Annotated in this window: 25 protein-coding genes, 1 pseudogene and 1 riboswitch; of the genes and pseudogenes, 12 read left to right on the forward strand and 14 right to left on the reverse strand. The window is 67.3% G+C overall.

The features are described from left to right. Complete coding sequence (gene yhjD / locus AU187_RS22905) at positions 1 to 1,035, forward strand: inner membrane protein YhjD (RefSeq protein ID WP_059167354.1); 1,035 nt, start codon at positions 1 to 3, stop codon at positions 1,033 to 1,035. Here yhjD and AU187_RS22910 read toward each other — a convergent pair. After that, positions 1,032 to 1,346 (reverse strand): DMT family transporter, encoded by a 315-nt coding sequence (locus AU187_RS22910; protein ID WP_059167355.1) that lies wholly within the window; start codon positions 1,344 to 1,346, stop codon positions 1,032 to 1,034. The genes yhjD and AU187_RS22910 overlap by 4 nt on opposite strands. A gap of 12 nt (positions 1,347 to 1,358) precedes the next feature. Continuing rightward, positions 1,359 to 1,426, reverse strand: a riboswitch (guanidine-III (ykkC-III) riboswitch). A 66-nt stretch (positions 1,427 to 1,492) separates the two neighbouring features. Between AU187_RS22910 and AU187_RS22915 the strand changes: the two genes are divergently transcribed. Then, positions 1,493 to 2,419: an NAD(P)H-dependent flavin oxidoreductase gene (locus AU187_RS22915; protein ID WP_353612206.1), complete on the forward strand. Its 927-nt coding sequence runs from the start codon at positions 1,493 to 1,495 to the stop codon at positions 2,417 to 2,419. On the opposite strand, the gene AU187_RS22920 is transcribed toward AU187_RS22915, so the two are convergent. From AU187_RS22920 to AU187_RS22935, 4 genes are all read right to left on the reverse strand, one after another. After that, positions 2,416 to 3,639, reverse strand: a complete 1,224-nt coding sequence (locus AU187_RS22920) for a D-alanyl-D-alanine carboxypeptidase family protein (protein ID WP_059167357.1) — start codon at positions 3,637 to 3,639, stop codon at positions 2,416 to 2,418. The two genes, AU187_RS22915 and AU187_RS22920, sit on opposite strands and share 4 nt — an antisense overlap. 152 nt (positions 3,640 to 3,791) lie before the next feature. Next, a complete protein-coding gene (locus AU187_RS22925; protein WP_059167358.1) occupies positions 3,792 to 4,793 on the reverse strand; it encodes an SMP-30/gluconolactonase/LRE family protein in 1,002 nt (333 codons plus the stop codon). A gap of 23 nt (positions 4,794 to 4,816) precedes the next feature. Continuing rightward, entirely contained in the window at positions 4,817 to 6,202 is a 1,386-nt protein-coding gene (locus AU187_RS22930; protein ID WP_059167359.1) for an aspartate aminotransferase family protein, read from the reverse strand. Next, the gene (locus AU187_RS22935) at positions 6,199 to 6,720 is read right to left on the reverse strand and encodes an Lrp/AsnC family transcriptional regulator (RefSeq protein ID WP_059099428.1); all 522 of its coding nucleotides are present in this window, start codon (positions 6,718 to 6,720) and stop codon (positions 6,199 to 6,201) included. Before AU187_RS22935 ends, AU187_RS22930 begins: the two co-directional genes overlap by 4 nt. 268 nt (positions 6,721 to 6,988) lie before the next feature. Between AU187_RS22935 and AU187_RS22940 the strand changes: the two genes are divergently transcribed. The 4 genes from AU187_RS22940 to AU187_RS22955 are packed head-to-tail and all read left to right on the forward strand — an operon-like array spanning position 6,989 to position 10,369. Continuing rightward, the gene (locus AU187_RS22940; protein WP_286132127.1) at positions 6,989 to 7,576 is read left to right on the forward strand and encodes a TetR/AcrR family transcriptional regulator; all 588 of its coding nucleotides are present in this window, start codon (positions 6,989 to 6,991) and stop codon (positions 7,574 to 7,576) included. Further along, on the forward strand, positions 7,573 to 8,943 hold the full coding sequence (locus AU187_RS26095) for a hypothetical protein (RefSeq protein ID WP_059167361.1): 1,371 nt from the start codon (positions 7,573 to 7,575) through the stop codon (positions 8,941 to 8,943). Before AU187_RS22940 ends, AU187_RS26095 begins: the two co-directional genes overlap by 4 nt. Positions 8,944 to 8,973: 30 nt before the next feature. Continuing rightward, the gene (locus tag AU187_RS22950) at positions 8,974 to 9,888 is read left to right on the forward strand and encodes a sigma-70 family RNA polymerase sigma factor (RefSeq protein ID WP_059099431.1); all 915 of its coding nucleotides are present in this window, start codon (positions 8,974 to 8,976) and stop codon (positions 9,886 to 9,888) included. Positions 9,889 to 9,901: 13 nt separating this feature from the next. Further along, complete coding sequence (locus AU187_RS22955) at positions 9,902 to 10,369, forward strand: PPOX class F420-dependent oxidoreductase (protein ID WP_172800342.1); 468 nt, start codon at positions 9,902 to 9,904, stop codon at positions 10,367 to 10,369. Here the strand turns inward: AU187_RS22955 and AU187_RS22960 are convergent. Beyond that, positions 10,344 to 10,940 (reverse strand): annotated as a pseudogene (locus tag AU187_RS22960) (carboxymuconolactone decarboxylase family protein); the annotation flags it as partial. The gene AU187_RS22955 and the pseudogene AU187_RS22960 overlap by 26 nt on opposite strands. Positions 10,941 to 11,173: 233 nt before the next feature. Between AU187_RS22960 and AU187_RS22965 the strand changes: the two are divergent. Beyond that, positions 11,174 to 11,578: a hypothetical protein gene (locus AU187_RS22965; protein WP_059167364.1), complete on the forward strand. Its 405-nt coding sequence runs from the start codon at positions 11,174 to 11,176 to the stop codon at positions 11,576 to 11,578. Positions 11,579 to 11,633: 55 nt separating this feature from the next. Here the strand turns inward: AU187_RS22965 and AU187_RS22970 are convergent, their stop codons facing one another. The 4 genes from AU187_RS22970 to sdhC form a co-directional block, all read right to left on the reverse strand. Then, entirely contained in the window at positions 11,634 to 12,413 is a 780-nt protein-coding gene (locus AU187_RS22970) for a succinate dehydrogenase iron-sulfur subunit (RefSeq protein WP_059167365.1), read from the reverse strand. Between the two features lie 34 nt (positions 12,414 to 12,447). Next, positions 12,448 to 14,202: a succinate dehydrogenase flavoprotein subunit gene (sdhA, locus tag AU187_RS22975; protein WP_059167366.1), complete on the reverse strand. Its 1,755-nt coding sequence runs from the start codon at positions 14,200 to 14,202 to the stop codon at positions 12,448 to 12,450. Between the two features lie 14 nt (positions 14,203 to 14,216). Continuing rightward, complete coding sequence (locus AU187_RS22980; RefSeq protein ID WP_059164153.1) at positions 14,217 to 14,636, reverse strand: succinate dehydrogenase hydrophobic membrane anchor subunit; 420 nt, start codon at positions 14,634 to 14,636, stop codon at positions 14,217 to 14,219. A 110-nt stretch (positions 14,637 to 14,746) separates the two neighbouring features. After that, a complete protein-coding gene (gene sdhC / locus AU187_RS22985) occupies positions 14,747 to 15,187 on the reverse strand; it encodes a succinate dehydrogenase, cytochrome b556 subunit (RefSeq protein WP_082683743.1) in 441 nt (146 codons plus the stop codon). A 240-nt stretch (positions 15,188 to 15,427) separates the two neighbouring features. Here sdhC and AU187_RS22990 point away from each other — a divergent pair, with 240 nt between their 5' ends. From AU187_RS22990 to AU187_RS23005, 4 genes are all read left to right on the forward strand, one after another. Next, positions 15,428 to 15,838, forward strand: a complete 411-nt coding sequence (locus AU187_RS22990) for a cytidine deaminase (protein ID WP_059167367.1) — start codon at positions 15,428 to 15,430, stop codon at positions 15,836 to 15,838. An 81-nt stretch (positions 15,839 to 15,919) separates the two neighbouring features. Then, a complete protein-coding gene (locus AU187_RS22995; protein ID WP_172800344.1) occupies positions 15,920 to 17,227 on the forward strand; it encodes a thymidine phosphorylase in 1,308 nt (435 codons plus the stop codon). A gap of 12 nt (positions 17,228 to 17,239) precedes the next feature. After that, positions 17,240 to 18,328: an adenosine deaminase gene (locus AU187_RS23000; RefSeq protein WP_059167369.1), complete on the forward strand. Its 1,089-nt coding sequence runs from the start codon at positions 17,240 to 17,242 to the stop codon at positions 18,326 to 18,328. Between the two features lie 224 nt (positions 18,329 to 18,552). Continuing rightward, positions 18,553 to 18,900 carry a VOC family protein gene (locus AU187_RS23005; RefSeq protein ID WP_059167370.1) on the forward strand — a complete coding sequence of 116 codons (348 nt, stop codon included), beginning with the start codon at positions 18,553 to 18,555 and terminating at the stop codon, positions 18,898 to 18,900. Between the two features lie 2 nt (positions 18,901 to 18,902). Here the strand turns inward: AU187_RS23005 and satS are convergent, their stop codons facing one another. Then, positions 18,903 to 20,174, reverse strand: coding sequence for a protein export chaperone SatS (gene satS / locus AU187_RS23010; RefSeq protein ID WP_059167371.1), 1,272 nt, complete (start codon positions 20,172 to 20,174; stop codon positions 18,903 to 18,905). 55 nt (positions 20,175 to 20,229) lie between these two features. Next, positions 20,230 to 20,961 (reverse strand): hypothetical protein, encoded by a 732-nt coding sequence (locus tag AU187_RS23015; RefSeq protein WP_059167372.1) that lies wholly within the window; start codon positions 20,959 to 20,961, stop codon positions 20,230 to 20,232. Positions 20,962 to 21,078: 117 nt separating this feature from the next. On the opposite strand from AU187_RS23015, the gene AU187_RS23020 reads away from it, so the two are divergent. Next, the gene (locus AU187_RS23020) at positions 21,079 to 21,627 is read left to right on the forward strand and encodes a TetR/AcrR family transcriptional regulator (protein WP_059167373.1); all 549 of its coding nucleotides are present in this window, start codon (positions 21,079 to 21,081) and stop codon (positions 21,625 to 21,627) included. On the opposite strand, the gene AU187_RS23025 is transcribed toward AU187_RS23020, so the two are convergent. Both AU187_RS23025 and AU187_RS23030 read right to left on the reverse strand, forming a co-directional pair. Further along, entirely contained in the window at positions 21,600 to 22,745 is a 1,146-nt protein-coding gene (locus AU187_RS23025; protein WP_059167374.1) for a C40 family peptidase, read from the reverse strand. The genes AU187_RS23020 and AU187_RS23025 overlap by 28 nt on opposite strands. A 2-nt stretch (positions 22,746 to 22,747) precedes the next feature. Then, positions 22,748 to 23,038, reverse strand: coding sequence for a type VII secretion target (locus AU187_RS23030; RefSeq protein WP_059167375.1), 291 nt, complete (start codon positions 23,036 to 23,038; stop codon positions 22,748 to 22,750). Positions 23,039 to 23,079 lie beyond the last annotated feature (41 nt).

Consider the following 23,079-nt stretch of genomic DNA (forward strand, 5'->3'; position numbering starts at 1 on the left):
ATGACCCATGCCGAGCCGGATGACAAGCCGGGGTTCGTCGATCGGTTCCGGGCGCGGTATCGCTGGTTCGACCACGCCATGCGAGCGCAGGAGCGCTACAAGGACAGTAAGGGCGACTTCTACGCGGCCGGCATCACCTACTTCACGATCTTCGCGCTGTTCCCCTTGCTGATGGTCGGCTTCGCCATCGCCGGTTTCATCCTGGCCAGCCAGCCGGAGCTGCTCGCCGAGATCCAAGACCGGATCAGGGCGTCGGTGTCCGGTGACTCCGGCACCCAACTGGTGGAGCTGATGGACTCGGCGATCGAGTCCCGCACCTCGGTCGGAGTCATCGGCTTGCTCGCCGCGGTCTGGGCGGGGCTGGGCTGGATGGCGAATCTGCGTGAGGCGCTGAGCCAGATGTGGGGCCTGACGCGCGGGGAGCCCAAAGCCTTCCTGCGCACCAAGCTGTCGGACCTGACGGCGATCGCCGGCCTGTTCCTCGCGATCGCACTCACTGTCGCGCTGACCGTGGTCAGCAGTTCCGGTTTGGCGCGCAAAGCGGTGGAATGGGTTGGGCTGCAGGATGTCCCGGGCATGAGCGTGCTGTTGCGGGTGGTTTCGCTGTTGGTTTCGGTGTTGATCAGCTGGCTGCTGTTCACGTGGATCATCTCGCGGCTGCCCCGCGAATCCGTCAGCTTCCGCTCCGCGCTACGAGCCGGGCTGTTGGCGGCGGTGGCGTTCGAGATCTTCAAGCAGGTGGCGTCGATCTACCTGCAGTCGGTCGTGACCGGCCCGGCGGGGGCAACCTTCGGCCCGGTGCTGGGCCTGATGGTGTTCGCCTACATCACGTCGCGCCTCATCCTGTTCGCCACGGCGTGGGCCGCCACGTCGACCGAAAACCTCGAGGCCGCGCCCGTCGAACCGCCGGGCCTCGCCCGGATCGCACCGCGGGTGCAGGTGCATGAGGGCGTCGGCGCGGGCGGTGTGCTGACCGCAGCCGCGGTGGGAGCCCTTGGAGCGCTGGGTATCTCGCGCTGGACCCGCGATCGCTAACTGACCGCTTTGAGCCCGACCACACAGCCGATGATGCCGACGATCAACAGCACCTTGATCGCCGACGCGCTTTCGGCTCCGGTGATCATCGCGTAGGCGACGGTCAGCGCCGCGCCGATCCCGACCCAGACCGCATAGCTGGTGCCGGGGGGCAGGCTGCGCATCGCGAAGCCCAGGCCGACCATCGACAGCACCAGTGCCACCAGGAACACCGTCGACGGGCCCACGCGGGTGAAGCCCTCCGTCTTGCTGAGCGCGGACGCCCACACCGCTTCCAGAACTCCCGACACGACGAGAATCAACCAAGCCATCACACAACTCCGTCGGCGCCGTCTTGTCGCTGGCCGGGTACGGTGCCCCTCGTCCGGATCGCATGGTTCACATGCCAATCGCTGTCCACGGTAGCAAAGGAGTAGGGTCCCGCTGCGTGGCGTTGTCGACACCGTGGTCCCGTCGGATGGGGCTGGAGGCGCCGATCGTCAACGCCCCGATGGGCGGAGCGGCAGGCGGCGCCCTGGCCGCGGCGGTGTCCCGGGCGGGTGGGCTCGGCATGATCGGGATGGGCAGTTCGGCGACGGCCGCGGGGCTGGCGGCCGAACTGCCGCACGTGTCCGGACTTTCGCATCCGTTCGGCATCGGGCTCGTGCACTGGGTGACGGAGGCCGAGCCCGACCTGCTGGAGGTCGCGCTGTCGGCGAAGCCCGCGCTGTTGTCCGTGAGTTTCGGCGACGACTGGTCGTGGGTGCGCAGAGCCCACGACGCGGGTGTGCCGGTGGCTGTACAAGTGGCCGACGTGACCGCCGCGCGGCGCGCGGTGGACGCCGGTGTCGACGTGGTGGTGGCGCGCGGAGCCGAAGGGGGAGGGCACGGCGAGCCGCGCGTCGGCACCCTGCCGTTGCTCGCGGAGGTGCTCGACGAGGTGCCCGTGCCTGTGCTTGCCGCGGGCGGCATCGCCTCCGGCCGAGGGGTGGCCGCGGTTCTGGCCGCTGGAGCCGCCGGCGCGTGGCTCGGCACCGTGTTCACCACTTGCACGGAGGCTTTGACGTCGCCCGCTGCCCGGGTACGGCTTCTGGCAGCGCGCGGTGTCGACACGGCGACCACGCGGGTTTTCGACGTGGCACAGGAATACCCTTGGCCTGCAACGCTTCCCGAGCGGGTTCTGCGCAACGATTTCGTGGACCGCTTCGACGGTCGCGAGGACCTCCTCGACGCCGACGCCCGCGAGGCTCTCGCGTCGGCGGTCGCCACCGAGGACTATCGAGTGGCGCCCGTCAACGCCGGACAGGGCGTGGGCATGGTGCGCGAACCGCGGTCGGCCGCCGAGGTCATCGAATCGCTGTGCGCGGAGGCCGAGCGACTGCTGCGGCCGTGGGGCGAGGTTTAGTGCTGTGGTCGCCGGTTCAGTGACCGGGCGCCCATGATCAACCCGAAGACGATCACGCTGCCGACCACCGCGACGCCGACCCGCACCGGCATCGCGTCGACGTCCGACAGCATCGGGGCGGCGTTGACTGCCGGGTTCGCGCCGTCGGCGCTCGGCTTGGGGTCGAGCAGCGACGGGTCCGGCTCGATCAAGGTGCCCACGCTGGTGCCCGGGGGCGTCGCGAAGCCGTAGTCGAGCAGATGTGCCGCCTGTGCCCACGGAGCGATCGGCTGGCGGGTGCCCTTCAGGAGGATGGCGACGAGTCGGCGGCCGTCGCGGTCGGCCGCGCCGACGAAGGTCTGGCCGGCGTCGTCGGTGTAACCGGTCTTACCGCCCATCGCGCCGGGGTAGTTGAGTAGCAGCTTGTTGTCGTTCTCGATCGGATATCCGGCATCACCGCGGCCGGGGAAGTCGAACGTCTTGGTGGACACGATGTCGGCGAAGATCGGGTTGCGCCAGGCGTAGCGGTAGAACAGCGCCATGTCGTAGGCCGATGTGCTCATGCCGGGACCGTCGAGGCCGGACGGCGTGGCCACCCTGGTGTCGAGACCGCCGAGCTTGCGGGCCAGGTCGTTGAGTTTCTTCAGCGTGGCGTCCCAGCCGCCGAGTTGGCGCGCCAGCGCGAATGCGGCGTCGTTGCCCGAGTACATCAGCAACCCGTGCAGCAGGTCGTTGATCGAGTAGTGGCCCCCTTCGCCGACTCCGACCTTCGTGCCTTCCTGGCTGGCGTCCTCGGCGGTGCCCGGCACGACGCGGTGGATCGGCAATTCCTTGATCGCCTGCATGGCGGTCAGCACCTTGATGATGCTGGCGGGCCGGTGCCTGCCGTGCGGGTCCTTGGCCGCGATGACGTCGCCGGTGTCGAGGTCGGCGACCAGCCACGCCTCGGCGGAGACGTCGTTGGGCAGCGGCGGCGTCCCCGGCGCGGTGATGATGCCGCAGCCGGACAACTTCTCGCCGCCCATCGGTGTCGCGGGCACCGGCAGAGGAGCGGGCGGCGCCTCACCGGGTTTGGGCACCTCGGAGGCGTCGACCGCCGGCGGGGTCACCTCGCGGTACGGGCACGCGTTGGCCTCCGGCGCGGCTGGCGGCTGAGCACTTGCCACAGCGGGCGCTGCGGCTACGAACAAGGCCGCTGCCAGCACGGCGGCGCGGTTCAACGAATTTCGAAACTTCGCCATCGAGCGCAGATTAAGGCGTATTCGCGAGGATCCTGCGGAGGCGCGCTGTGACTGCTGTTACTCACGTTTCATTTGTGACTGGCGGTTCGCGCCGAGTGCACGCTTGACGCACGCCTAATCGGCATTTGTGTACAACACGCGTGCACTCGGCGTCAGAGGGGGAGTGCACAGTGCGCGACGGCCGGGAAACCGATGCAGCCCATCCACAGTCGGCCGCCGGCCTCGACCAGGCCGGTGACCATGCCGAACTGCGGATGTTCGGTGCGCAAGCCGGCGACGACTTCGCCGCTGTCGGGATCGAAGGCCACCGCCCACACCTCGGGTTTGATCTGGGGTTGCAGTGTGTCGGGCAGCTTCCATAGCAGCTTGCGCAGCGCCGGCCAGCGCGGCGCGAGCCATTCGGCCGCGGCGTTGAGCGGTGAGACCATCGCGCACCAGATGCGGCCGTCCGCGCCGGTGGACAGGTTGTCCGGATGGCCGGGCAGGTTCTCCCGAAGCGGTGTCACCGTGCCGGCCCGCTCCCCGGTCAGCCAGAACTTCGACAGCCGGCGTCCCATCGTCTCGGCGAACACCAACGCCGAGCCGTCGGCAGTCGGCGTCACACCGTTGGCGAAGTACAGACCCGGCACCGCGGTGAGCACGGTGCCCTCGGCGTCACGCCGAAACAGGCTGCCGCGCGGCCGTGCCTCCATCACCGCGCCCTTGAAATGGGCATAGCTGAACGCGCTCGTCGACTCGGTGAAATAGATTGTGCCATCCGGTGATTGGGTGACGTTCGAGCAGAACATCAATCGCCGGTCGTCGACCTCGGCGACGAGTGTCTCCAGTGTGCCGCTGGCCGGATCCAGTGAGCGCAGGCCCCCGGGACTGGTGCACACCAGGATTCGGCCGTCGTGGGCGACGTGCAGCCCGAGCGGGCGGCCCTCCGTCGTGGCGACGGCGACGGGGTCTCCGCCGTCGGCCGGGATGCGCAGGATGCGGCCGTCGTCCACACCCGTCCATACGGCGCCGTCGGCGTCGACGACCACGTCCTCGGGCGCGTTGCCCGGCAACGGGACGACGGTCAGCTCGGCCGGAGGCAGGTCGGGCAGCGGGTCGACGGATGGCGGCTGCCAGCGGACGGGATCGATCGGCGGCTTCTTCGAGGCGGACACGTCGCCGACGCTACGCCGACGGGCTAGAGCAGTCGGCCCGCTTCGTCGAGCACGCTGCGCATGATGTCGTAGATCGCCTCGAACTCCCTCGGACCGCTGATCAGCGGCGGCGCCAGCTGGACGACCGGGTCACCGCGGTCGTCGGCCCGGCAGTACAGCCCCGCCTCGAACAGCGCGGGGGTGAGAAAGCCACGGAGTAGCCGCTCACTTTCCTCGTCGTCGAAGGTTTCCTTGGTCGCCTTGTCTTTGACCAACTCGATGCCGTAGAAGAAGCCCTCGCCGCGGACGTCGCCGACGATCGGCAGGTCGTAGAGCCGCTCGAGGGTGGCCCGCAGCCGCGGGGCGTTCTCCTTGACGTGGTCGTTGAGGCCCTCACGCTCGAAGATGTCGAGGTTGGCCAGCGCCACCGCCGACGACACCGGATGCCCGCCGAACGTGTATCCGTGCGCGAACGTCGTTTTGCCGTCGTCGAACGGCTCGAACAACCGGTCGCTGGCGATCATCGCGCCGATCGGGGAGTAGCCCGACGTCAAACCCTTGGCGCAGGTGATGATGTCGGGCACGTAGCCGAAGTCGTCACAGGCGAACATCGACCCGATCCGGCCGAAGGCGCAGATGACCTCGTCGGAGACCAGCAGCACGTCGTATTCGTCGCAGATTTCGCGGACCCGCTCGAAATACCCTGGCGGAGGCGGGAAGCAGCCGCCGGCGTTCTGCACCGGTTCCAGGAAGACCGCCGCGACGGTGTCCGGTCCTTCGAACTCGATCGCTTCGGCGATCCGGTCCGCGCAATACTGCCCGAACGCCTTCTCGTCGCTTTGATACGGCGCGGGCGCCCGGTAGAAGTTGGTGTTCGGCACCCGGAATCCGCCGGGTGTCAGCGGCTCGAACGGCGCCTTGAACACCGGCAGTCCGGTGATGGCCAACGCGCCCTGTGGCGTGCCGTGGTAGGCGATCGACCGCGAAACCACCTTGTGCTTACCGGGTTTGCCGATGAGCTTGAAATAGTTCTTGGCCAGCTTCCACGCCGATTCGACGGCCTCGCCGCCGCCGGTGGTGAAGAAGACCCGGTTCAGGTCGCCGGGGGCGTAGTTGGCTATCCGCTCGGCCAGTTCGATGGCGGTCGGCGTGGCGTAGGACCAGAGCGGGAAGAACGCCAGCTGCTCGGCCTGTTTGGCCGCGGCCTCGGCCAGTTCGTGGCGGCCGTGACCCACCTGGACGACGAAAAGCCCCGACAGCCCGTCGATGTAGCTCTTACCCTTGCTGTCCCAGATCGTGATGCCCTCGCCGCGGGTGATGATCGGCGGGGTGATGCCGGCACCGTGCCGGGCGAAGTGGCCCCACAGGTGGCGGTGCGCTTTTGCGTCGAGATCGGTCGAAAAGTCTTGCACGATACCGGTTGTAGTCACCTTGTGCCCCAATTGTATTGCTGCTTGACCAGTTTCAGGTAGACGAGCGTCTCGGTGGACAGCACTCCGGGCACGGCGCGGATCTGGGTGTTGAGCAGGTCGAGGAGCTCGTCGTCGTCCGCGCAGACGACCTCGATGATCGCGTCGAACGATCCCGCGGTCAGCACCACATAGTCGACGGATTCGATGGCGGCAAGCCTCTCGGCCACCTTGGTGGTGTCGCCGGTGCAGCGGATGCCGATCATCGCCTGCCGGGCGAAGCCCAACTGCAGCGGGTCGGTGACGGCGACGATCTGCATGACGCCCGCGTCGACCATGCGTTGCACCCGCTGGCGTACGGCGGCTTCCGACAGCCCGACGGCCTTGCCGATGCCCGCATAGGAGCGGCGGCCGTCCTGCTGGAGCTTCTCGATGATCTGCTTCGACAGGTCATCGAGCTGGAACGCGGCGCCCGGTCGAGAATGGTTTACACGGAACGAAACGGGCCCGACGCCGTGCGCAGCACCCGGAGTAGACATGCCAGTGATTGTGCACGGAATCCGTCGTAGCGGGCAACCAACGGCCTTGAAACCCTCGCCTGAGCCGCCTCGGATGGCGGGAATGCGTAGCCTGGCGCGGCCGCGCCGGATAGCGTGAACGCCATGACGGCGGTTTCCGCAAGCCTGACAGGCAGCTGGATCGACGGCGCTGCGGTGAGTGCCGGCGGGCGGCCCGCCGGGCGCACGCAGGGAACCCTCCAGATAGAAACGGTTGCGTAGCTACTAAGCCGTTTCTATGATTTGGGGCGTGCGGAGACGAACGCTCGATCAGCTGATCGCCGACTGTCGAACCGCAGTGCTGGCGGAGGCTGCCGAATCAGGCATCGGCCGGCTGTCCATCGAGGGCGTCGCTCGGCGCGCCGGTGTGGCCAAAACTTCGATCTACCGGCACTGGCCCACGGTCGAGGACCTACTTCTGGACGCGCTGAGCGAGGCCTACCCCGTCGAACTACCTACGCCCGCGGGCGGGGATCTGCGGGCCGACCTGCTGCGGTCGCTCGAATCGCTCAGGGCATGGCTGACCGGGCCATCGGCACCCGCGGTGGCCGCCATCCTCGCCGACCGGCGACGACGCCCCGACCTCGCGGAGGCGTTGTACAGCCGCGTTTTTGACCCACACGGTGGACGCTTCACGCGCACGGTGCTGGAGCACTACGCCGCGCTCGGCGAGATCGACGCCCGGCTGGTGACGCCTGTCGTCTGCGACATCGGTGAGGCGCTGGTGATCAAACACCAGATCGACACCGGCGACATGCCCGACGACACGAGCCTGGCCGCCATCGTCGACCAGGCCATCCTGCCCGCACTCTTCTTCATTTCTAAGGAGGGACGATGACGATTCGGATCAACGTCGACTGGGACACGATCGATCGCAGATCGCAGACCACACTGACGACCCACCTTTGGACCGCGCCGCCACTGCGGCGCGGCTCACCGATCCACGTCAAGGCCTTTCAGGCGCTTCGAAACCTCGAAGCGGATCTGGCCCGATTCCTGCCCTGGTTCGCCCATCCGCGCGTCTCGGTCCCGGAGCTGGTCGCGCCGACAGAAACTGAAACCTCTTGGAATTTTGAACTTCTCGACCCCTTCGTGGCCGACTTCATGGATGCCGCACAGGGTCGGCCGGTGGTCATGAATTTCGCGACCATTCCGGCGTGGATGTTCACCACGGACATCGCTGACCTTCCCGAGGATCCCAATGAAATTGTCTGGCATTACGAGTCGTGTGCCGAACTGCGCGATCCCACCTGCGCCGAGGTGGCCGACTACTTCTACCGGATCGCCAGCTGGTATATCGCCGGCGGATTCACCGATGAACTCGGCCAATGGCATGAATCCGGGCACCACTACCGCTTCGCCTACTGGGAGGTGTTGTGCGAACCAGATATCCGCGGCATGTCACCACAGACCTACGCGAAGCTGTTTGACGCGGTGGTGACCCGGCTGCGCCCGCTGGACCCGGAGATGAAATTCGTAGGCTTGTCGTTGACGCACATGCACCGAGATCCCGAGTACTTCTGGCAATTCCTCGATCCGGCCAACCACGATGGCGGCGCGGCGCCAGACGCCATGTCCTACCACCTCTACGCTCACCCTGAGATCGTCAATCCCTACTCGCGCGAGGGGAATCCGCCGTTCGCACACTGGCGCGACGCGTTCTTCGCGCAGGCCGATGGATTCATCGAACAGGCGCGTTTCATTGAGTCGATCCGCACGCGGATTGCACCCGACACCAAGACTTTCGTCAACGAGATCGGCACTTTCACCGCCGAGCCGATGGACCCGGCACCCGATATCCCCGATGAGTACTGGGACCTCAGCGCCGCCGTGCAGTCCTATCTATGGGTGGAGCTTGTCAGGCTGGGCGTCGATCTGGTCGGCGTCGCCGAGTTCATCGGCTACCCCGGCATGATCCCTGGCGTCACACTGATCGACTGGGCCACCGGCTTGCCCAATGCGCGCTATCACGCACTCGAACTACTGATGCGACACTTCGGACCGGGCGATTCCGTGGTGTCCACCAGCACCGGACAACCGGCGATGCCCGACCCCCGGGTGTGCGCGCAGGGCTTCGTCAGCACGGACGGCACACGGAAGCTGTTGCTGATCAACAAAACCGCGGCGCCTGTGGTGGTCTCGCTACCAGCGGGTCCTTGCTCGCTGCGCCTCGACGGATACGCAGTCGTGGTGCGCACATTCTGAACGCGCGCGAGCAGTCGCTAGGCTCGAACTATGACCGCCAGCACGCGGATCGACGAGTTCGAGGCATTGCGACCGCATCTGCTGTCGGTTGCCTACCGGCTCACCGGCACGGTCGTCGATGCCGAGGACATCGTGCAGGACGCGTGGCTGCGCTGGAGCGCCGCCGACTCGGAGGCGATCACGAACCTGCGGGGCTGGCTCACCACGGTGGTCAGCAGGCTGGGGCTCGATCGGTTGCGGTCGGCGACGCATCGACGCGAGACCTATGTGGGCGAATGGCTTCCCGAGCCGGTGGTCACTGCGCTGGACGGCAACGACCCGCTGGCGGTGGTGGTCGCGGGTGAAGACGCTCGGTTTGCCGCGATGGTGGTGCTCGAGCGGCTCAAACCCGACCAGCGGGTCGCGTTCGTCCTGCACGACGGCTTCGGTGTGCCGTTCGGCGAGATCGCCGACGTGCTCGGCGTCAGCGCGTCCGCGGCTCGTCAACTGGCGTCGCGGGCGCGACGGACCGTGGCCGATGCGCCGCCGCCGGTTGCGCCCGACGAACACAACGAGGTGGCCGGCGCGCTGATGGCGGCGTTGGCCTCCGGCGACATGGAAGCCGTGGTGCGCCTTCTCCATCCGGACGTGACGTTCACCGGCGACTCCAATCGCAGGGCGCCCACCGCGCCGCGCGTCATCCACGGCCCGGACAAGGTTGCGCGGTTCCTGTTCGGCCTGGCCCGCCGCTACGGCCCGGGCTGGCTCGAGACGGGTGTGCCTGCACTGATCAACGGTCAGTTCGGCAGCTGGACACCGGGTTCGCCGGCCCGCGACGGCTATCCGGAGATGACCCCACGCGTGACCGCGATGACCGTGCGCGACGGAAAGGTCTGTGCCATCTGGGATATCGCCAACCCGGACAAGTTCACCGGTTCGCCGCTGAGAGGAAAATATGGCCGCTGATTTCGCTACCACGATGAGCAAGCTCATGTTCCGCGGGATGGACAAGATGCGCCATCACGAAGCCTTCGAGGTCGGTGCTCCCACAGGTGCGGACTTCACGGGCTTCGAGAAGACGCGCCAGATCCTGCTGGTGACGTTCAAGCGGTCCGGCGAAGCAATGCCGAGCCCCATCAACCACGGTCTCGCCGACGGAAAGCTCTACGTTCGGACCGACCCGTCGACCGGTAAGGTCAAGCGCCTGCGGAACAATCCGCGAGTTGTGGTGGTGCAGTGCAACTTGCGCGGAAAACCCAAGGGGCAACCGGTCGCCGGGATCGCGCGGATCCTGCCCGAGGCCGAACACGCGCACGCCGAGCGGGCCATCGCGGCGAACTGGAGCCTGCCGATGAAGCTGTTCGAACGCGGTCTCGACAAGGGCAGCCAGGCGCTCGGAACCGACATGGCCTACATCGAGATCACCCCCGAGACGCGACCTCGCTAGCCCACGGAACCCGGCACGCGTCACCGGAATTGAAGCCCTGCTCGGTGATGCCCAGCGCGGAGTACATCCGCGCCCGCATGTTCTCCACGCCGATCTGGTAGGTCAGCTCGATGACGCCGTCGTCGCCGAACCGCCGCCTGAGGTCGTCGACCTGCTCGTCGGTGATGGTGTGCGGGTCGGTCGTCATCGCGTCGGCGTAGGCGATCGCGGCGCGCTCGTCGTCGGAGAACAGCGGGGAAGTGGCGTAGTCATCGATGTGCTTGAGCCGGTCGACGTCCAGGCCGTCGAGGCGTTGCAGCATCGAGCCGAAGTCGACGCACCACGAGCAGCCGACCGTGCGGGCGGTCCAGAACACCGCCAGCTCGCGCACGCTCTTGGGCAGCTTCTTCGACGCCGAGCCGAGCATGCCTTCGTGGACGACGTTGGCGATCATCAGCCGCGGGTGATGCGCGGCCACCGCGAACGGCTCGGGCACCTCGCCGAACCGGCGCCTGGCGACCCGGTAGAAGACCTTGGTGAGCAGCGAGGCACGCTGCGGGGGTAGGGGTTCGATGCGGGTTTTCTGTGCTTTCTCGGTCATACCCATATGACGAGACAGCCGCCGGATGTGTGACAACAGTTTCCGCAAGCGTGCTCGCTCGCCGACGTAACGCCGGGCAGGCCATGGCCCGATAACTCAGTGAGATCGATCAAGTCTGTCCAGGCCGGACTCGGAGCCGCCGCGGCGGCGACATCAGACTTGGCGGACGGTCGGGGTTGTCCTTCTCAGTTTCCTGCTCATGTCGGGGAGACGAGGAGTCACACATGGACGTCGCGAAAGTCCTGAAGAAAGCCACTGCCCACGGCGCCGTCGCCGTCGTGCTCGGTGGTGCTGCGCTGGGTACCGGCGCCGTGACCGCCAACGCTGACCCCGACTGGGGGCCGCGCGACCACGACGAGTGGGTCGACGGCGACTGGCAGTACGACCGTGACTGGAAGTGGAACCGGTGGAACGACCACGACTGGGACAAGTGGTGGAAGGTCAACAAGTGGCGCAACGACGACCGCCCGCCGTGGGGCTGGGGCCGTCCGCCCGCCGTGCATTGGCGTGGGCATCCGCCGCAGTGGATCGACTACTGGGGCTACCGCGTGCATCCGGTCTGGGATCCGGGCTTCAAGGCCTTCGGCTTCTGGCTCTTCGGAGTCTTCATCCCGGTGATCGTCCTGTAGCGATTTGGGTGTCCGAACAGTCGCTGACCGACTGTTCGGGCACCGAAATCACCCGTTAGCGCGCGAACATCAGCGCGCGCTTGACCTCCTGGATCGCCTGGGTGACCTGAATGCCGCGCGGACACGACTCGGTGCAGTTGAACGTGGTGCGGCAGCGCCACACGCCGTCGACCTCGTTGAGGATGTCGAGTCGCTCGGCGGCGGCCTCGTCGCGGCTGTCGAAGATGAACCGGTGTGCGTTGACGATCGCGGCGGGTCCGAAGTAGCTGCCTTCGCTCCAGTAGATCGGGCAACTCGTGGTGCAGCACGCGCACAGGATGCACTTGGTGGTGTCGTCATAGCGGGCGCGGTCGGTCTGGCTCTGGATGCGCTCGCGGGTCGGCGGGTTGCCGCTGGTGATCAGGTAGGGCTTGATCGCGCGGTAGGCGTCGAAGAACGGCTCCATGTCGACCACGAGGTCCTTTTCCACGGGCAGTCCGCGGATCGGCTCGATCGTGATCGTCAGTTGCTTGCGCGGGTTCTTCGGCAGCATGTCGCGCATCAGCACCTTGCACGCCAGCCGGTTGACGCCGTTGATCCGCATCGCGTCCGAGCCGCACACGCCGTGCGCGCACGACCGCCGGAACGTCAAGGTGCCGTCCAGATACCACTTGACGTAGTGCAGCAGGTTGAGCAGCCGGTCGGTGGGCAGGCACGGTGCCCGGAAGCTCTGCCAGCCGGCCGTATCCGGGTCCTCGGGGTTGAACCGCGCGATCTTCAGCGTCACCATCACCGCGCCCTCCGGCACGGGAGGGGTTGTGGCCTCGGCCTTTTCGACGTCGGGTGACAGAGTCATTTTGCCCCCACGCTCGTGTGCTCGTCAGTAGTCATCAGTACTTCCGTTCCATCGGCTCATACCGGGTCTGCACCACCGGCTTGTAGTCCAACCTGATGTCGGACAGCAGGTCCGTGCCCTGCTTGTACGCCATCGTGTGACGCATGTAGTTGGTGTCGTCGCGGTTGGGGTAGTCCTCGCGGGCATGCCCGCCGCGGGACTCCTTGCGGTTCAGCGCCCCGACGACGGTGACCTCGGCGAGCTCCAGCAGGAAGCCCAGCTCGATCGCCTCGAGCAGATCGCTGTTGTACCGCTTGCCCTTGTCCTGCACCGTGATCCGCCCGTAACGCTCCTTGAGCGCGTGGATGTCGGTCAGCGCTTGCTTGAGCGTCTCCTCGGTGCGGAACACCGCGGCGTTGTTGTCCATCGACTGCTGCAGCGCACCGCGGATGTCGGCGACGCGTTCGTTGCCGTGCTCGCTCAAGATGTCGCCGACCCAGTCGACCACCTTGCCCGCCGGGTTGTCCGGCAGGTCGACGTGATCGTGTCCCAGCGCGTAATTGGCCGCGGCGATACCCGCACGACGGCCGAACACGTTGATGTCCAGCAGCGAGTTGGTGCCCAGCCGGTTGGCGCCGTGCACGGACACGCACGCGCATTCCCCGGCCGCGTACAGGCCCGGGATGATCGTCGTGTTGTCGCGCAGCACCTGGCCGTTGACCGTCGTCGGGATTCCGCCCATGACGTAGTGGCACGTCGGATACACCGGCACCAGTTCCTTCACCGGGTCGACGCCCAGGTAGGTGCGGGCGAACTCGGTGATGTCGGGCAGCTTCGCCTCGAGCACGTCTTCGCCGAGGTGGCGCACGTCGATGTAGACGTAATCCTTGTTCGGACCCGCGCCGCGGCCCTCGAGCACCTCGAGCACCATCGACCGGGCGACGATGTCGCGGGGGGCGAGGTCGACGATCGTCGGCGCGTAGCGCTCCATGAACCGCTCGCCGTCGGCATTCAAGAGCCGCCCGCCTTCGCCGCGCACGGCCTCGGAGATCAGGATGCCCAGGCCCGCCAGACCCGTCGGATGGAACTGGTGAAACTCCATGTCCTCCAAGGGAAGTCCCTTGCGGAACACGATGCCCAGGCCGTCACCGGTGAGCGTGTGGGCGTTGGAGGTGGTCTTGTACATCCGGCCCGAGCCGCCGGTGGCGAACACGATCGCCTTGGCGTGGAAGATGTGGATGTCGCCAGTGGCCAACTCGTAGGCGATGACGCCGGTAGCGACGGGCCCGCCCTGAGTCTCGGTCATCGCGATGTCCAGTGCGTAGAACTCGTTGAAGAACTCGACGTCGTGCTTGACGCAGTTCTGGTACAGCGTCTGCAGGATCATGTGGCCGGTGCGGTCGGCGGCGTAACACGCCCGGCGCACCGGAGCCTTGCCGTGGTCGCGGGTGTGCCCGCCGAACCGGCGCTGGTCGATGCGGCCCTCGGGGGTGCGGTTGAACGGCATCCCCATCTTCTCGAGGTCGAGCACCGCGTCGATGGCCTCGCGGCACATGATCTCGACCGCATCCTGGTCGGCGAGGTAGTCGCCGCCCTTGACGGTGTCGAAGGTGTGCCACTCCCAGTTGTCCTCCTCGACGTTGGCCAGCGCCGCGCACATGCCGCCCTGCGCCGCTCCGGTGTGGCTGCGCGTCGGGTACAGCTTGGTCAGCACCGCCGTGCGGGCTCGCGGGCCGGCCTCGACCGCGGCGCGCATACCGGCCCCGCCCGCGCCGACGATCACGACGTCGTAGCGATGTTCAACAATCATTTACAGACTCGCCCTCATGAGATGTTCGCGTCGAAGGTGACCAACACGTAGCTGCCCAGCACCAGGGTGAACCCCGTGGCCAGCAGCAGCAGCGAGTTCAGCCAGAACTTCGTGGTGTTCTTGCGCGCGTAGTCGCCGATGATGGTGCGCAGGCCGTTGGCGCCGTGCAGTTGGGCCAGCCACAGCAGCGCCATGTCCCAGATCTGCCAGAACGGCGAGGCCCAACGCTCGGCGACGTAGTTGAAGTCGATGCGGTAGACCCCGTCCTCCCACATCAGCATCACGAACAGGTGGCCGAGCGCGAGAAAAACAAGAGCGACACCCGAAAAACGCATGAACAGCCACGCGTACTTCTCGAAGTACGGGATGCCGCGCGGCCGCCGCGGCGCCCGCGGATGGTCCAGGCCGGCCGGCCGGTCGTGCTCCTTCTCCATCACCGGTGCGATGCGTCCCTCGCGGTGATGCGGAGTCCAGGCCTTTTCCGCCGCCTTTTCGGTCGCAGCCTTTTCTGTCGCCTTTTCGGTCGCCCCACCCGTCGGCGCGCTCACAGGAACCGCTCCGCCATGTGCATCCCGATCACACCGAGCGACGGGATGAAGATTGCCAGGAAGACGCCGATGACGATCCACAGCATCACCCGCTGGTAGCGAGCGCCGTGCTGCCAGAAGTCGATCAGGATGACGCGGATCCCGTTGAGGGCGTGATAGAGCACCGCGACGACGAGGCCGATCTCCATCAATCCGATCAGCGGGGTCTTGTAGGTCTCGATGACCTCGTTGTAGGCCTGCGGGCTCACGCGCACCAGCGCGGTGTCGAGCACGTGGACGAACAGGAAGAAGAAGATCGTCGCGCCCGTGATGCGGTGAAGGACCCAGGACCACATCGCGGGATCGCCGCGGTAGAGGGTGCGCCTGCGCGGCGGTCGCGATCGCGGAGCCGGCACCGCCGGGCCCCCGGGCGCCAGCCCGGAAGTTTGAGTACTCATCTGGCCTCCAACGCCTTCGGTGGACGTTTGGGCTTTCGAGCTGCACCGGGCGGCGACTTGATCCGGTTCGCGCACTTCACCCAAACCTCGGGGCGACTCTAAACCCAGTTGTACTGCTAAACGAACTACGGTTTAGCCGTCGATGTCCTGAAAAGCGCCGAAGTTAGGGTTACCTATGCTGAAACCGGCTCCGCGCGCGGGACTTCGGAATGCATTCAGGATCGGCCCGGCGGGGGTGGCATGACAACGGAAATCGACTGGAAGATGCTGCGGGACAAAGCAATTGAAGCCGCAGAAACCGCCTATGCACCCTATTCGGGCTTCCCGGTCGGTGCGGCGGCGGTGGTAGACGATGGCCGCGTGGTGGCCGGCTGCAATGTGGAAAATGTCTCATATGGCCTAGGTCTCTGTGCCGAGTGCGCAGTGGTCTGCAACCTACATTCCAGCGGTGGCGGACGGCTTGTCGCGCTGTCGTGCGTCGACGCGGCGGGCCAGCTGCTGATGCCATGCGGGCGGTGCCGTCAGGTGCTGCTCGAGCACGGCGGGCCGGAAATGCTCATCGACCATCCGCAGGGTCCGCGCACGCTGAGGGACCTACTGCCCGACGCGTTCGGACCGCAGGATCTGGCCAGGCGCGGTCGGGAGACTTGAATCGCCGAACGAGGGTTACCGGCACGCGATCCGGCGGGAATTCGTGCGTCGATCCCACTCGCGGCGGAGAAGGGAAATTCCGTGATGCAGTTCACATTTGACGCGCCGACGGTGATCCGGCGCAAGCGTGACGGCGGGGCGCTCCCGGATGCGGCGATCGACTGGGTCATCGACGCATACACCCATGGCCGGGTGGGCGACGAGCAGATGTCGGCGTTGCTGATGGCGATCTTCCTGCGCGGAATGACCACGGCCGAGATCGCCCGTTGGACTGCGGCCATGGTGAACTCCGGCGAACGGTTGGACTTCAGCGATCTCAGTCGCCGTGGCAAGCCACTGGCGTTGGTGGACAAGCACTCAACCGGTGGGGTGGGCGACAAGATCACCATTCCGCTGGTGCCGGTGGTGATGGCCTGCGGCGGGACGGTTCCTCAAGCCTCCGGCCGCGGACTCGGCCACACCGGCGGCACGCTCGACAAGCTGGAGACGATTCCCGGGTTCACCGCCGAGTTGGCCAAAGACCGTATTCGTCAACAGCTTTGCGACGTCGGTGCGGCGATCTTCGCGGCGGGGGAGTTGGCGCCCGCGGACCGCAAACTCTATGCGCTGCGCGACATCACCAGCACGGTCGACTCCCTGCCGCTCATCGCCAGTTCGGTCATGAGCAAGAAGATCGCCGAGGGCACCCGGGCGCTGGTGCTGGACACCAAGGTCGGTTCGGGTGCGTTCCTCAAGACCGAGGAGGAAGCGCGGGAGCTGGCCCGCACGATGGTCGAGCTGGGAACGCTGCACGGCCTGGCCACCAGGGCGCTGCTGACCGACATGTCGACGCCGCTGGGCCGCGCCGTCGGCAACGCCGTGGAGGTGGCCGAATCGCTGGAGGTGCTCGCCGGCGGCGGGCCGCCCGACGTCGTGGAGCTGACCTTGGCGCTGGCCGCCGAGATGCTCGACGCCGCGGACATCGACGGCGTCGATCCAGCCCAGACCCTTCAGGACGGCTCGGCGATGGACAGGTTCCGCGACTTGGTCGCCGCGCAGGGTGGCGACCTGAGCCAGCCGTTGCCGCTCCGTACCTCGGTCGAAACCATCACGGCACCTCGCGATGGCACGATGGGGGACATCGACGCGATGGCGGTGGGTATGGCGGTGTGGCGACTCGGTGCGGGCCGCTCGGCCCCTGGTGAGCGGGTGCAACCTGGTGCCGGATTGCTCATTCACCGGCGGCCCGGAGAGCCCGTCAGCGCGGGTCAGGCGCTTTTCACCTTGAGCACCGAGACGCCCGAACGCTTCGAGGCCGCGATCGCCGAACTGGACGGCGCCTGGACCGTCGCCGATACCGCACCGCCGGCGCGCCCATTGATCATCGACCGAATCACGAGCGGAGACTGACCGGAGAGCGACATGACGACGCCGCTGACGCTGGACTCGATCAGGCAAGCGCCCAAGGCGCTGCTGCATGACCACCTGGACGGCGGCCTGCGCCCGGCCACCGTCCTGGAGCTGGCCGAGGCGACGGGTTACGACGACCTGCCCGCGTCCGACGTCGACGAACTCGCGACGTTCTTCCGCACCGCTGCGCACAGCGGGTCGCTGGTGCGCTATTTGGAGCCGTTCGCGCACACCGTCGGCGTCATGCAGACGCCCGAGGCCCTGCACCGGGTGGCCTACGAGTGCGTCGAGGACCTCGCCGACGACAATGTCGTCTACGCGGAGATCCGGTTCGCGCCGGAACTGCACATCGATGGCGGCCTGTCGTTGGACGCGGTGGTCGACGCGGTGATGGCCGGGTTCGCCGACGGTGAGAAGGCGGCCAGCGCCGAAGGGCGGGGCATCACCGTGCGGTGCCTGGTGACGGCGATGCGGCACGCGGCGCGCTCGCTCGAGATCGCCGAACTCGCGATCCGGTTCCGCGACAGGGGTGTCGTCGGCTTCGACATCGCCGGCGCGGAAGCCGGCTATCCACCGACGCGACACCTGGACGCGTTCGAGTACATGCGAAACAACAACGCGCGCTTCACGATCCACGCGGGCGAGGCGTTCGGTCTGCCGTCGATCCACGAGGCGATCGCGTTCTGCGGCGCCGACCGCCTCGGCCACGGTGTGCGGATCGTCGACGACATCACCGTCGCGCCCGACGGCAGCGCGCAACTGGGCCGGCTGGCGGCACTGCTGCGCGACAAGCGGGTTCCGTTCGAGCTGTGCCCGTCGTCCAACGTGCAGACGGGCGCGGTTGCCAGCATCGGCGAGCATCCGTTCGATCTGCTGGCGCGGCTGCGGTTTCGCGTCACGGTCAATACCGACAATCGGCTGATGAGTGACACCACGATGAGCCAGGAGATGCTGCGGCTGGTGGAGACCTTCGGCTACGGCTGGAGCGATCTACAGCGGTTCACCATCAACGCGATGAAGTCGGCGTTCATCTCGTTCGACGAGCGCCTGTCGATCATCGACGACGTGATCAAGCCGCGCTACGCCGTGCTCATCGGCTGAGTCCCCTTTCCGCTCGAGTGACCGTGTTTGCACACCGACACGCCTATGCCGGGTGACATTTTCCGGTCGCTCGCGCGTGCCGAGAGGCCCTACAGGCGGGCGGCCGCGAAGGCGGCGGCTTGAGCCGCCAGGCCCGACGGCATGTAGGACAGGTGGGCCGGCGGGAGCACCTCCTCACGCGAGGGCGTGCCTCCGCCAGCCAGAGCGCGTCGTACGGTGACCACATGATCACCGGAGCCCACGTCATCGTCTACAGCCGCGACGCCGAAGCGGACCGGGCCTTCTTCCGCGACGTGCTCGAGTATCCGAACGTCGACGCCGGCGGTGGTTGGCTGATCTTCAAATTGCCGCCGGCCGAGGTCGCCGTGCATCCGGCCGAGGGTGCCGGGTCGCACGAGCTGTATTTGATGTGCGACGACGTCACGGCCACCATTGAGCGACTGTCCGACAAGGGAATCGCCTGCGGACCGGTTACCGACCAGGGCTGGGGTCTGTTGACCACCATCGCACTGCCCGGCGGCGGTGAGCTCGGTCTGTATGAGCCTCGCCACCCGAAAGCAACTGAGCTGTAACGCTATTCGGGGCGAAGCCGGGACTCGACGAACGCCTCCAACGCCTCCCACTGCTCGACGGCCTTGGCATACGGCGGGCTCGGCGCGCGGACCTTGTCGGGCTCCAGAACGTGGGCGATGATCCGGCCCAGCGGTTGATCGGCGTCGAGTGCCTGGTCGACCGTCGAGTCCTCCGAGTAGTCGCCGACGTCCCTGAGCAGTTCGACGGCCAAGTCCAACTGGTCGCGGTCGAGCGCATCGGGTCCCTCGGCGAGGTCGTCGACGATGCCGGTGAGCACATAGACGTTGTCGTCGGTGATGTCGATCTGCAGCGAGCCGTCGGTGGCGGCCGTCCGGATGTCGTCATAGGTGGCCAGCCCGGACAGGTCGTGGTCGTGCTCGTCGGCCAGATAGCGCGCCAGCGCCCGCTCCGAGCCGAATACGCTGATGCGGCCGTTGCGGCCGAGGTAGACCGGCCGGTCCTCCAGATAGCAGCGCAGCGTGTAGTAGGTGCCCGCGCTCGTCATCATCCGCACCGGGTCGATGCCGACCTTGAGCCAGAAGTCCTCGTCGCTGCCCAGCACCTGGCTCTGCGCCTGGACGGCCAGCGCGTCGGGTTCCTCCGCGCCCTCGTCCTCGGCGTCCTCGCTGTCCTCGACCTCGTCGATCAGCTCTTCTTCCGGTTCCGGTTCCGGTGCCGGCTCGGCCAGTTCTGCCTCGGCCTTCTTCACGGCGTCCGCGTCGACATCCGGTGTGGTGATCACTTCGTCGAGCGCGTCGACGACGTTGTCCCAACCTCTGGCTATCACGGCCTCGATTGCGGCCCACTGTTTGCGTCCCCGGCGCCCGGAGAACGCGTCGATTCCACCACCGAGCGTGCCCAGCACCGGGTTGCCGTTGAAGAACTTGGCGACCGCCGGCAGCTCGCACACCGAGCCGAGCGCCGAGACGACCGCCAGCGTCCGGTGCAGTCGCCGCACCGACTCTTCGGTGGCCTTCTCGGAGACGATGTCCGGTACGCCGACGACGTCGTACTCGTGTTCCTCGGCCGGATCGAGCCGGTGCGCATTGACCTCGGTGACCTTGTCCCATGCCGGGTGGTCGACGAGGTCGTTGTCCTTGTTGGTCCTGACGAATGCGACCAGGTCGGCAACCGACTCGAGCCCATACAGATCCTCGTCCTTGCCGAGGAAGGCCTCCCACTCGTCGGCGCCATCGCGCCAGCGTGGAGCCCATAACGTGTACAGGTCGCCCTTGGTCAAGCCGAGCCGGATCGGCACGATGTCAGCAGCCATGGCGCACAGCCTAACGATCGAGATTGGTTGTCAAGCTGGCGCAGGGCCATACCGCCTACGCCGTGGGCTGCTCGAGTGCCGCTTCGATCCAGTTGCAGAATTCGCACGCAAGGTGCCACCGGTGTCCGGCCACCATCCGCCTCAGCGTCGGCAGCGGGAACTCGACAGTCAGTCGAGCGTGGAACCCATCGTCGGTGTCACGGAACTGATGGCGCACGCCACCGATCGCGAACCCGTCGGACGCCCGTGCGACGCCCGCAATCTGATGCGGGAAGCGCGTATCGGCGGGTGTGACCAGCGACGAGACGTCGTCGTAGTCGATCAAGAACAGCGCCGCAAACGGACTGCCGCCGGTCGTCTCCAGCACCCGCTGTCGGCGGTCGGCGCCGGTGCGGATGAGGAAGTGGTCCGGGCACGCTCGAAGCATCGCCAACTCGTCAGAGGTCTGCGTCCAACGTTCGAACGCGTCGACGAAGGTCTCGGCGGAGCCGCCACGGACGTATACGTCGATGCTGCTGATCCGACGTCGAGGGCTCAGGCGGGCTTCCAGTCGGGCGGCGGCGTCGGCGATTCTCATCTCGCGATCGAGTCGGGCGGTGATCTTCTCGGCACCGAGGGCGCGCTTCGCCTGCAACAACGCTTCGCGCCGTTCTGTGACGCCGCTGCGCGGCACGCGCACGCCGAGCTTTCTCGCCACTGCGGTGATGCGACGGTCCTCCCAGGCAAGTACCTCACCTCGGGTGACGCTCCTGCCCTTGATCTCGGTGACGATTTCCGGAGCCGACATGCTGAGCCCTAACGCTAGAAAAATTGCATTAAGGACCTTACGCTGGCCATAGCCGCACGTCACAGGAGGTGGCGATTGGTCACCCGACGACCTGGGGGCCGCTCTGAGCGCGTCCGTGTGAAGGTTCTCGAAGCGGCGGTGGAGCGGCTGCTCGACGACGGCTACGACGGACTCAAGGTGCGCGATGTCGCACGCTTGGCAGACGTCGCGGAAACCACGATCTATCGGCGCTGGCCCACGACGCACGATCTTGCTGCTGCCGCGGTCGGCCACCTCGCCCGCGCCGACAATCCGATTCCCGACACGGGCACGCTCGAGGGCGACTTAGGGACACTGTTGGGTCAGATACTCAACTTGCTTCGACGCCCGGAGGTCGAGCGGATTCTTCGCGTGGCCGCTGCGCTCGACAGTCGCGACCACGGTGCCGTCGATGCACGTAAGGCATTCTGGCGCAGTCGATTCCTGGGGTCTTCGCGCATCGTCGAACGTGCCATCGACCGCGGCGAGCTCCCAGTCGGCACCGACCCAGACGAGTTGATCGAGTTTCTCGTGGCCCCGGCATATCTCCGGCTGCTGCTACTCGACCGCCCACTGGACAGTGCGCTGCTCGACTTATCTGTGCACAACACCCTTGCCGCCTACGCAGTCGGCCGCCAGAACCCCTGAAAACCCTGTCCCGCGTTGCTCGTCCGAATCGGCGAAAGTTGAACGGGGTCACCGGCCTCGATCATCTGGCCGTTCCCGACGATCATCGCGACATGACCGTCCCACACCGCGAGGTCACCCGGCCGTAGATCGCCCGCGGCGACGGGCGCGCCGATGTCCTGCTCCTGCGCGAGCCGCGGAAGGCTCAGTCCCGCTTCCGAATACGCCCATTGGGTGAGGGCGCTGCAATCGAGGCCGACGCCCGGCGTGGTGCCGCCCCAGTAGTACGGCACACCCAACTGCGTCAGCGCGTGCCGAACAGCGCTCGCCGCCACCGCGTTCGGCGCCGTCGCGGAGCTGCCGTCGGGAAGCCGCACCGCTACACCGTCTCCGAAGATCCCGGCATCCGGCGTCGGAACAGGAGCTTCGGGTCGGGAGAGTTCGGCGATGTCGCGCACCAGAGAGCCGAGGCCGCCCGCATTCGTGCCGAGCCCGCTGGCGCTGGACCCGGGCCCGCCGGCGCTGGTTCCGAGCCCGCCACCGCCGGAGCCGAACCCGCCAGCACTTCCCAGCGGACCCATGGGCGCACCGAAGCTTGACGGTGTGGTTGCCGCGGCGCCGGACGGGGTCGTCGCGGCAGGAGCCGTCGCGCCCGCGGCGATCCCGGCGGCGTGCCCGTCGAGCTCGGCGCGCAACTCGTCGATCACCGCGACGGCCTCGGCGAGCGACCGCCGTGCCTCGGCCATCAGCTCCTCGGTCACGCCGGGCGAATCGAGATACGGCTCCAGCGCGGCCGCTCGGGCCTCGAACGCGTCCACGACGTCGCGTAGGCGCTGATGAGCGCGCGCGACCGCCGCGTCGGCGGCATCCGCCGTTTCGCCGAGCCGCCCGACCCGTCGCGCGAGTTCTTCCGTCTGCGCGGCGGTCGCGATGACGACGCGCTCGGCCGCGTCGGCTCCGGGGCCGGTCCAGTGCGGCGCCGCGCTTCGCCAGGCCTGGCTGGTCGACGCCGAGACCTCCTGCAGCGCATTGCGCACGTCGTGCAGAGCGGTCGCCAACTCGGCCCGCGAGCCGGGGCCGACCAGCGACTGAAGTTCTCGCAGGGGTGCCGTCAGCGCGGCCACCAACGCACTCGGCATCGTCAGACGCCGCTGACCCGTGCGCCCGCGCGATCGTCGGCGTCGTCGTAGGCGCGCGCCGTCCGGTATGCGGTGTCACCGGTCGCCGATGCCCGATCCCGCAACGCTGCGACGCCGCGGGCCTCGTGCGCGACGGCTTCGGCCAGCGCCGCGAGGAACGGCTCGCCGATTGGACCGAACGCCGGCGCCGACGTGGGGGCGCTCGCGAGTTTCGAAGCGATGGCGGCGAGTTCGTCGGCGTGCGCGGAGTTCGCCGCGGCCAGGTTGCGGATGGCGTCCGTATCGGCGTGCATGTCGTTAGGACGCGGCGCGACGGACCTCGGTTCCCGTTAAG

The organism is Mycobacterium sp. IS-1556 (assembly GCF_001499985.1).
GTDB lineage: Bacteria > Actinomycetota > Actinomycetes > Mycobacteriales > Mycobacteriaceae > Mycobacterium.

Excerpts from the sequence above, each read along its gene's own strand:
- yhjD (WP_059167354.1), top strand. The coding sequence starts at position 1 with ATGACCCATGCCGAGCCGGATGACAAGCCGGGGTTCGTCGATCGGTTC.
- AU187_RS22910 (WP_059167355.1), bottom strand. The coding sequence starts at position 1,346 with ATGGCTTGGTTGATTCTCGTCGTGTCGGGAGTTCTGGAAGCGGTGTGG.
- AU187_RS22915 (WP_353612206.1), top strand. The coding sequence starts at position 1,493 with ATGGGGCTGGAGGCGCCGATCGTCAACGCCCCGATGGGCGGAGCGGCA.
- AU187_RS22920 (WP_059167357.1), bottom strand. The coding sequence starts at position 3,639 with ATGGCGAAGTTTCGAAATTCGTTGAACCGCGCCGCCGTGCTGGCAGCG.
- AU187_RS22935 (WP_059099428.1), bottom strand. The coding sequence starts at position 6,720 with ATGTCTACTCCGGGTGCTGCGCACGGCGTCGGGCCCGTTTCGTTCCGT.
- AU187_RS26095 (WP_059167361.1), top strand. The coding sequence starts at position 7,573 with ATGACGATTCGGATCAACGTCGACTGGGACACGATCGATCGCAGATCG.
- AU187_RS22950 (WP_059099431.1), top strand. The coding sequence starts at position 8,974 with ATGACCGCCAGCACGCGGATCGACGAGTTCGAGGCATTGCGACCGCAT.
- AU187_RS22955 (WP_172800342.1), top strand. The coding sequence starts at position 9,902 with ATGAGCAAGCTCATGTTCCGCGGGATGGACAAGATGCGCCATCACGAA.
- AU187_RS22965 (WP_059167364.1), top strand. The coding sequence starts at position 11,174 with ATGGACGTCGCGAAAGTCCTGAAGAAAGCCACTGCCCACGGCGCCGTC.
- AU187_RS22970 (WP_059167365.1), bottom strand. The coding sequence starts at position 12,413 with ATGACTCTGTCACCCGACGTCGAAAAGGCCGAGGCCACAACCCCTCCC.
- sdhA (WP_059167366.1), bottom strand. The coding sequence starts at position 14,202 with ATGATTGTTGAACATCGCTACGACGTCGTGATCGTCGGCGCGGGCGGG.
- AU187_RS22980 (WP_059164153.1), bottom strand. The coding sequence starts at position 14,636 with ATGGAGAAGGAGCACGACCGGCCGGCCGGCCTGGACCATCCGCGGGCG.
- sdhC (WP_082683743.1), bottom strand. The coding sequence starts at position 15,187 with ATGAGTACTCAAACTTCCGGGCTGGCGCCCGGGGGCCCGGCGGTGCCG.
- AU187_RS22990 (WP_059167367.1), top strand. The coding sequence starts at position 15,428 with ATGACAACGGAAATCGACTGGAAGATGCTGCGGGACAAAGCAATTGAA.
- AU187_RS23000 (WP_059167369.1), top strand. The coding sequence starts at position 17,240 with ATGACGACGCCGCTGACGCTGGACTCGATCAGGCAAGCGCCCAAGGCG.
- AU187_RS23005 (WP_059167370.1), top strand. The coding sequence starts at position 18,553 with ATGATCACCGGAGCCCACGTCATCGTCTACAGCCGCGACGCCGAAGCG.
- satS (WP_059167371.1), bottom strand. The coding sequence starts at position 20,174 with ATGGCTGCTGACATCGTGCCGATCCGGCTCGGCTTGACCAAGGGCGAC.
- AU187_RS23015 (WP_059167372.1), bottom strand. The coding sequence starts at position 20,961 with ATGTCGGCTCCGGAAATCGTCACCGAGATCAAGGGCAGGAGCGTCACC.
- AU187_RS23025 (WP_059167374.1), bottom strand. The coding sequence starts at position 22,745 with ATGCCGAGTGCGTTGGTGGCCGCGCTGACGGCACCCCTGCGAGAACTT.
- AU187_RS23030 (WP_059167375.1), bottom strand. The coding sequence starts at position 23,038 with ATGCACGCCGATACGGACGCCATCCGCAACCTGGCCGCGGCGAACTCC.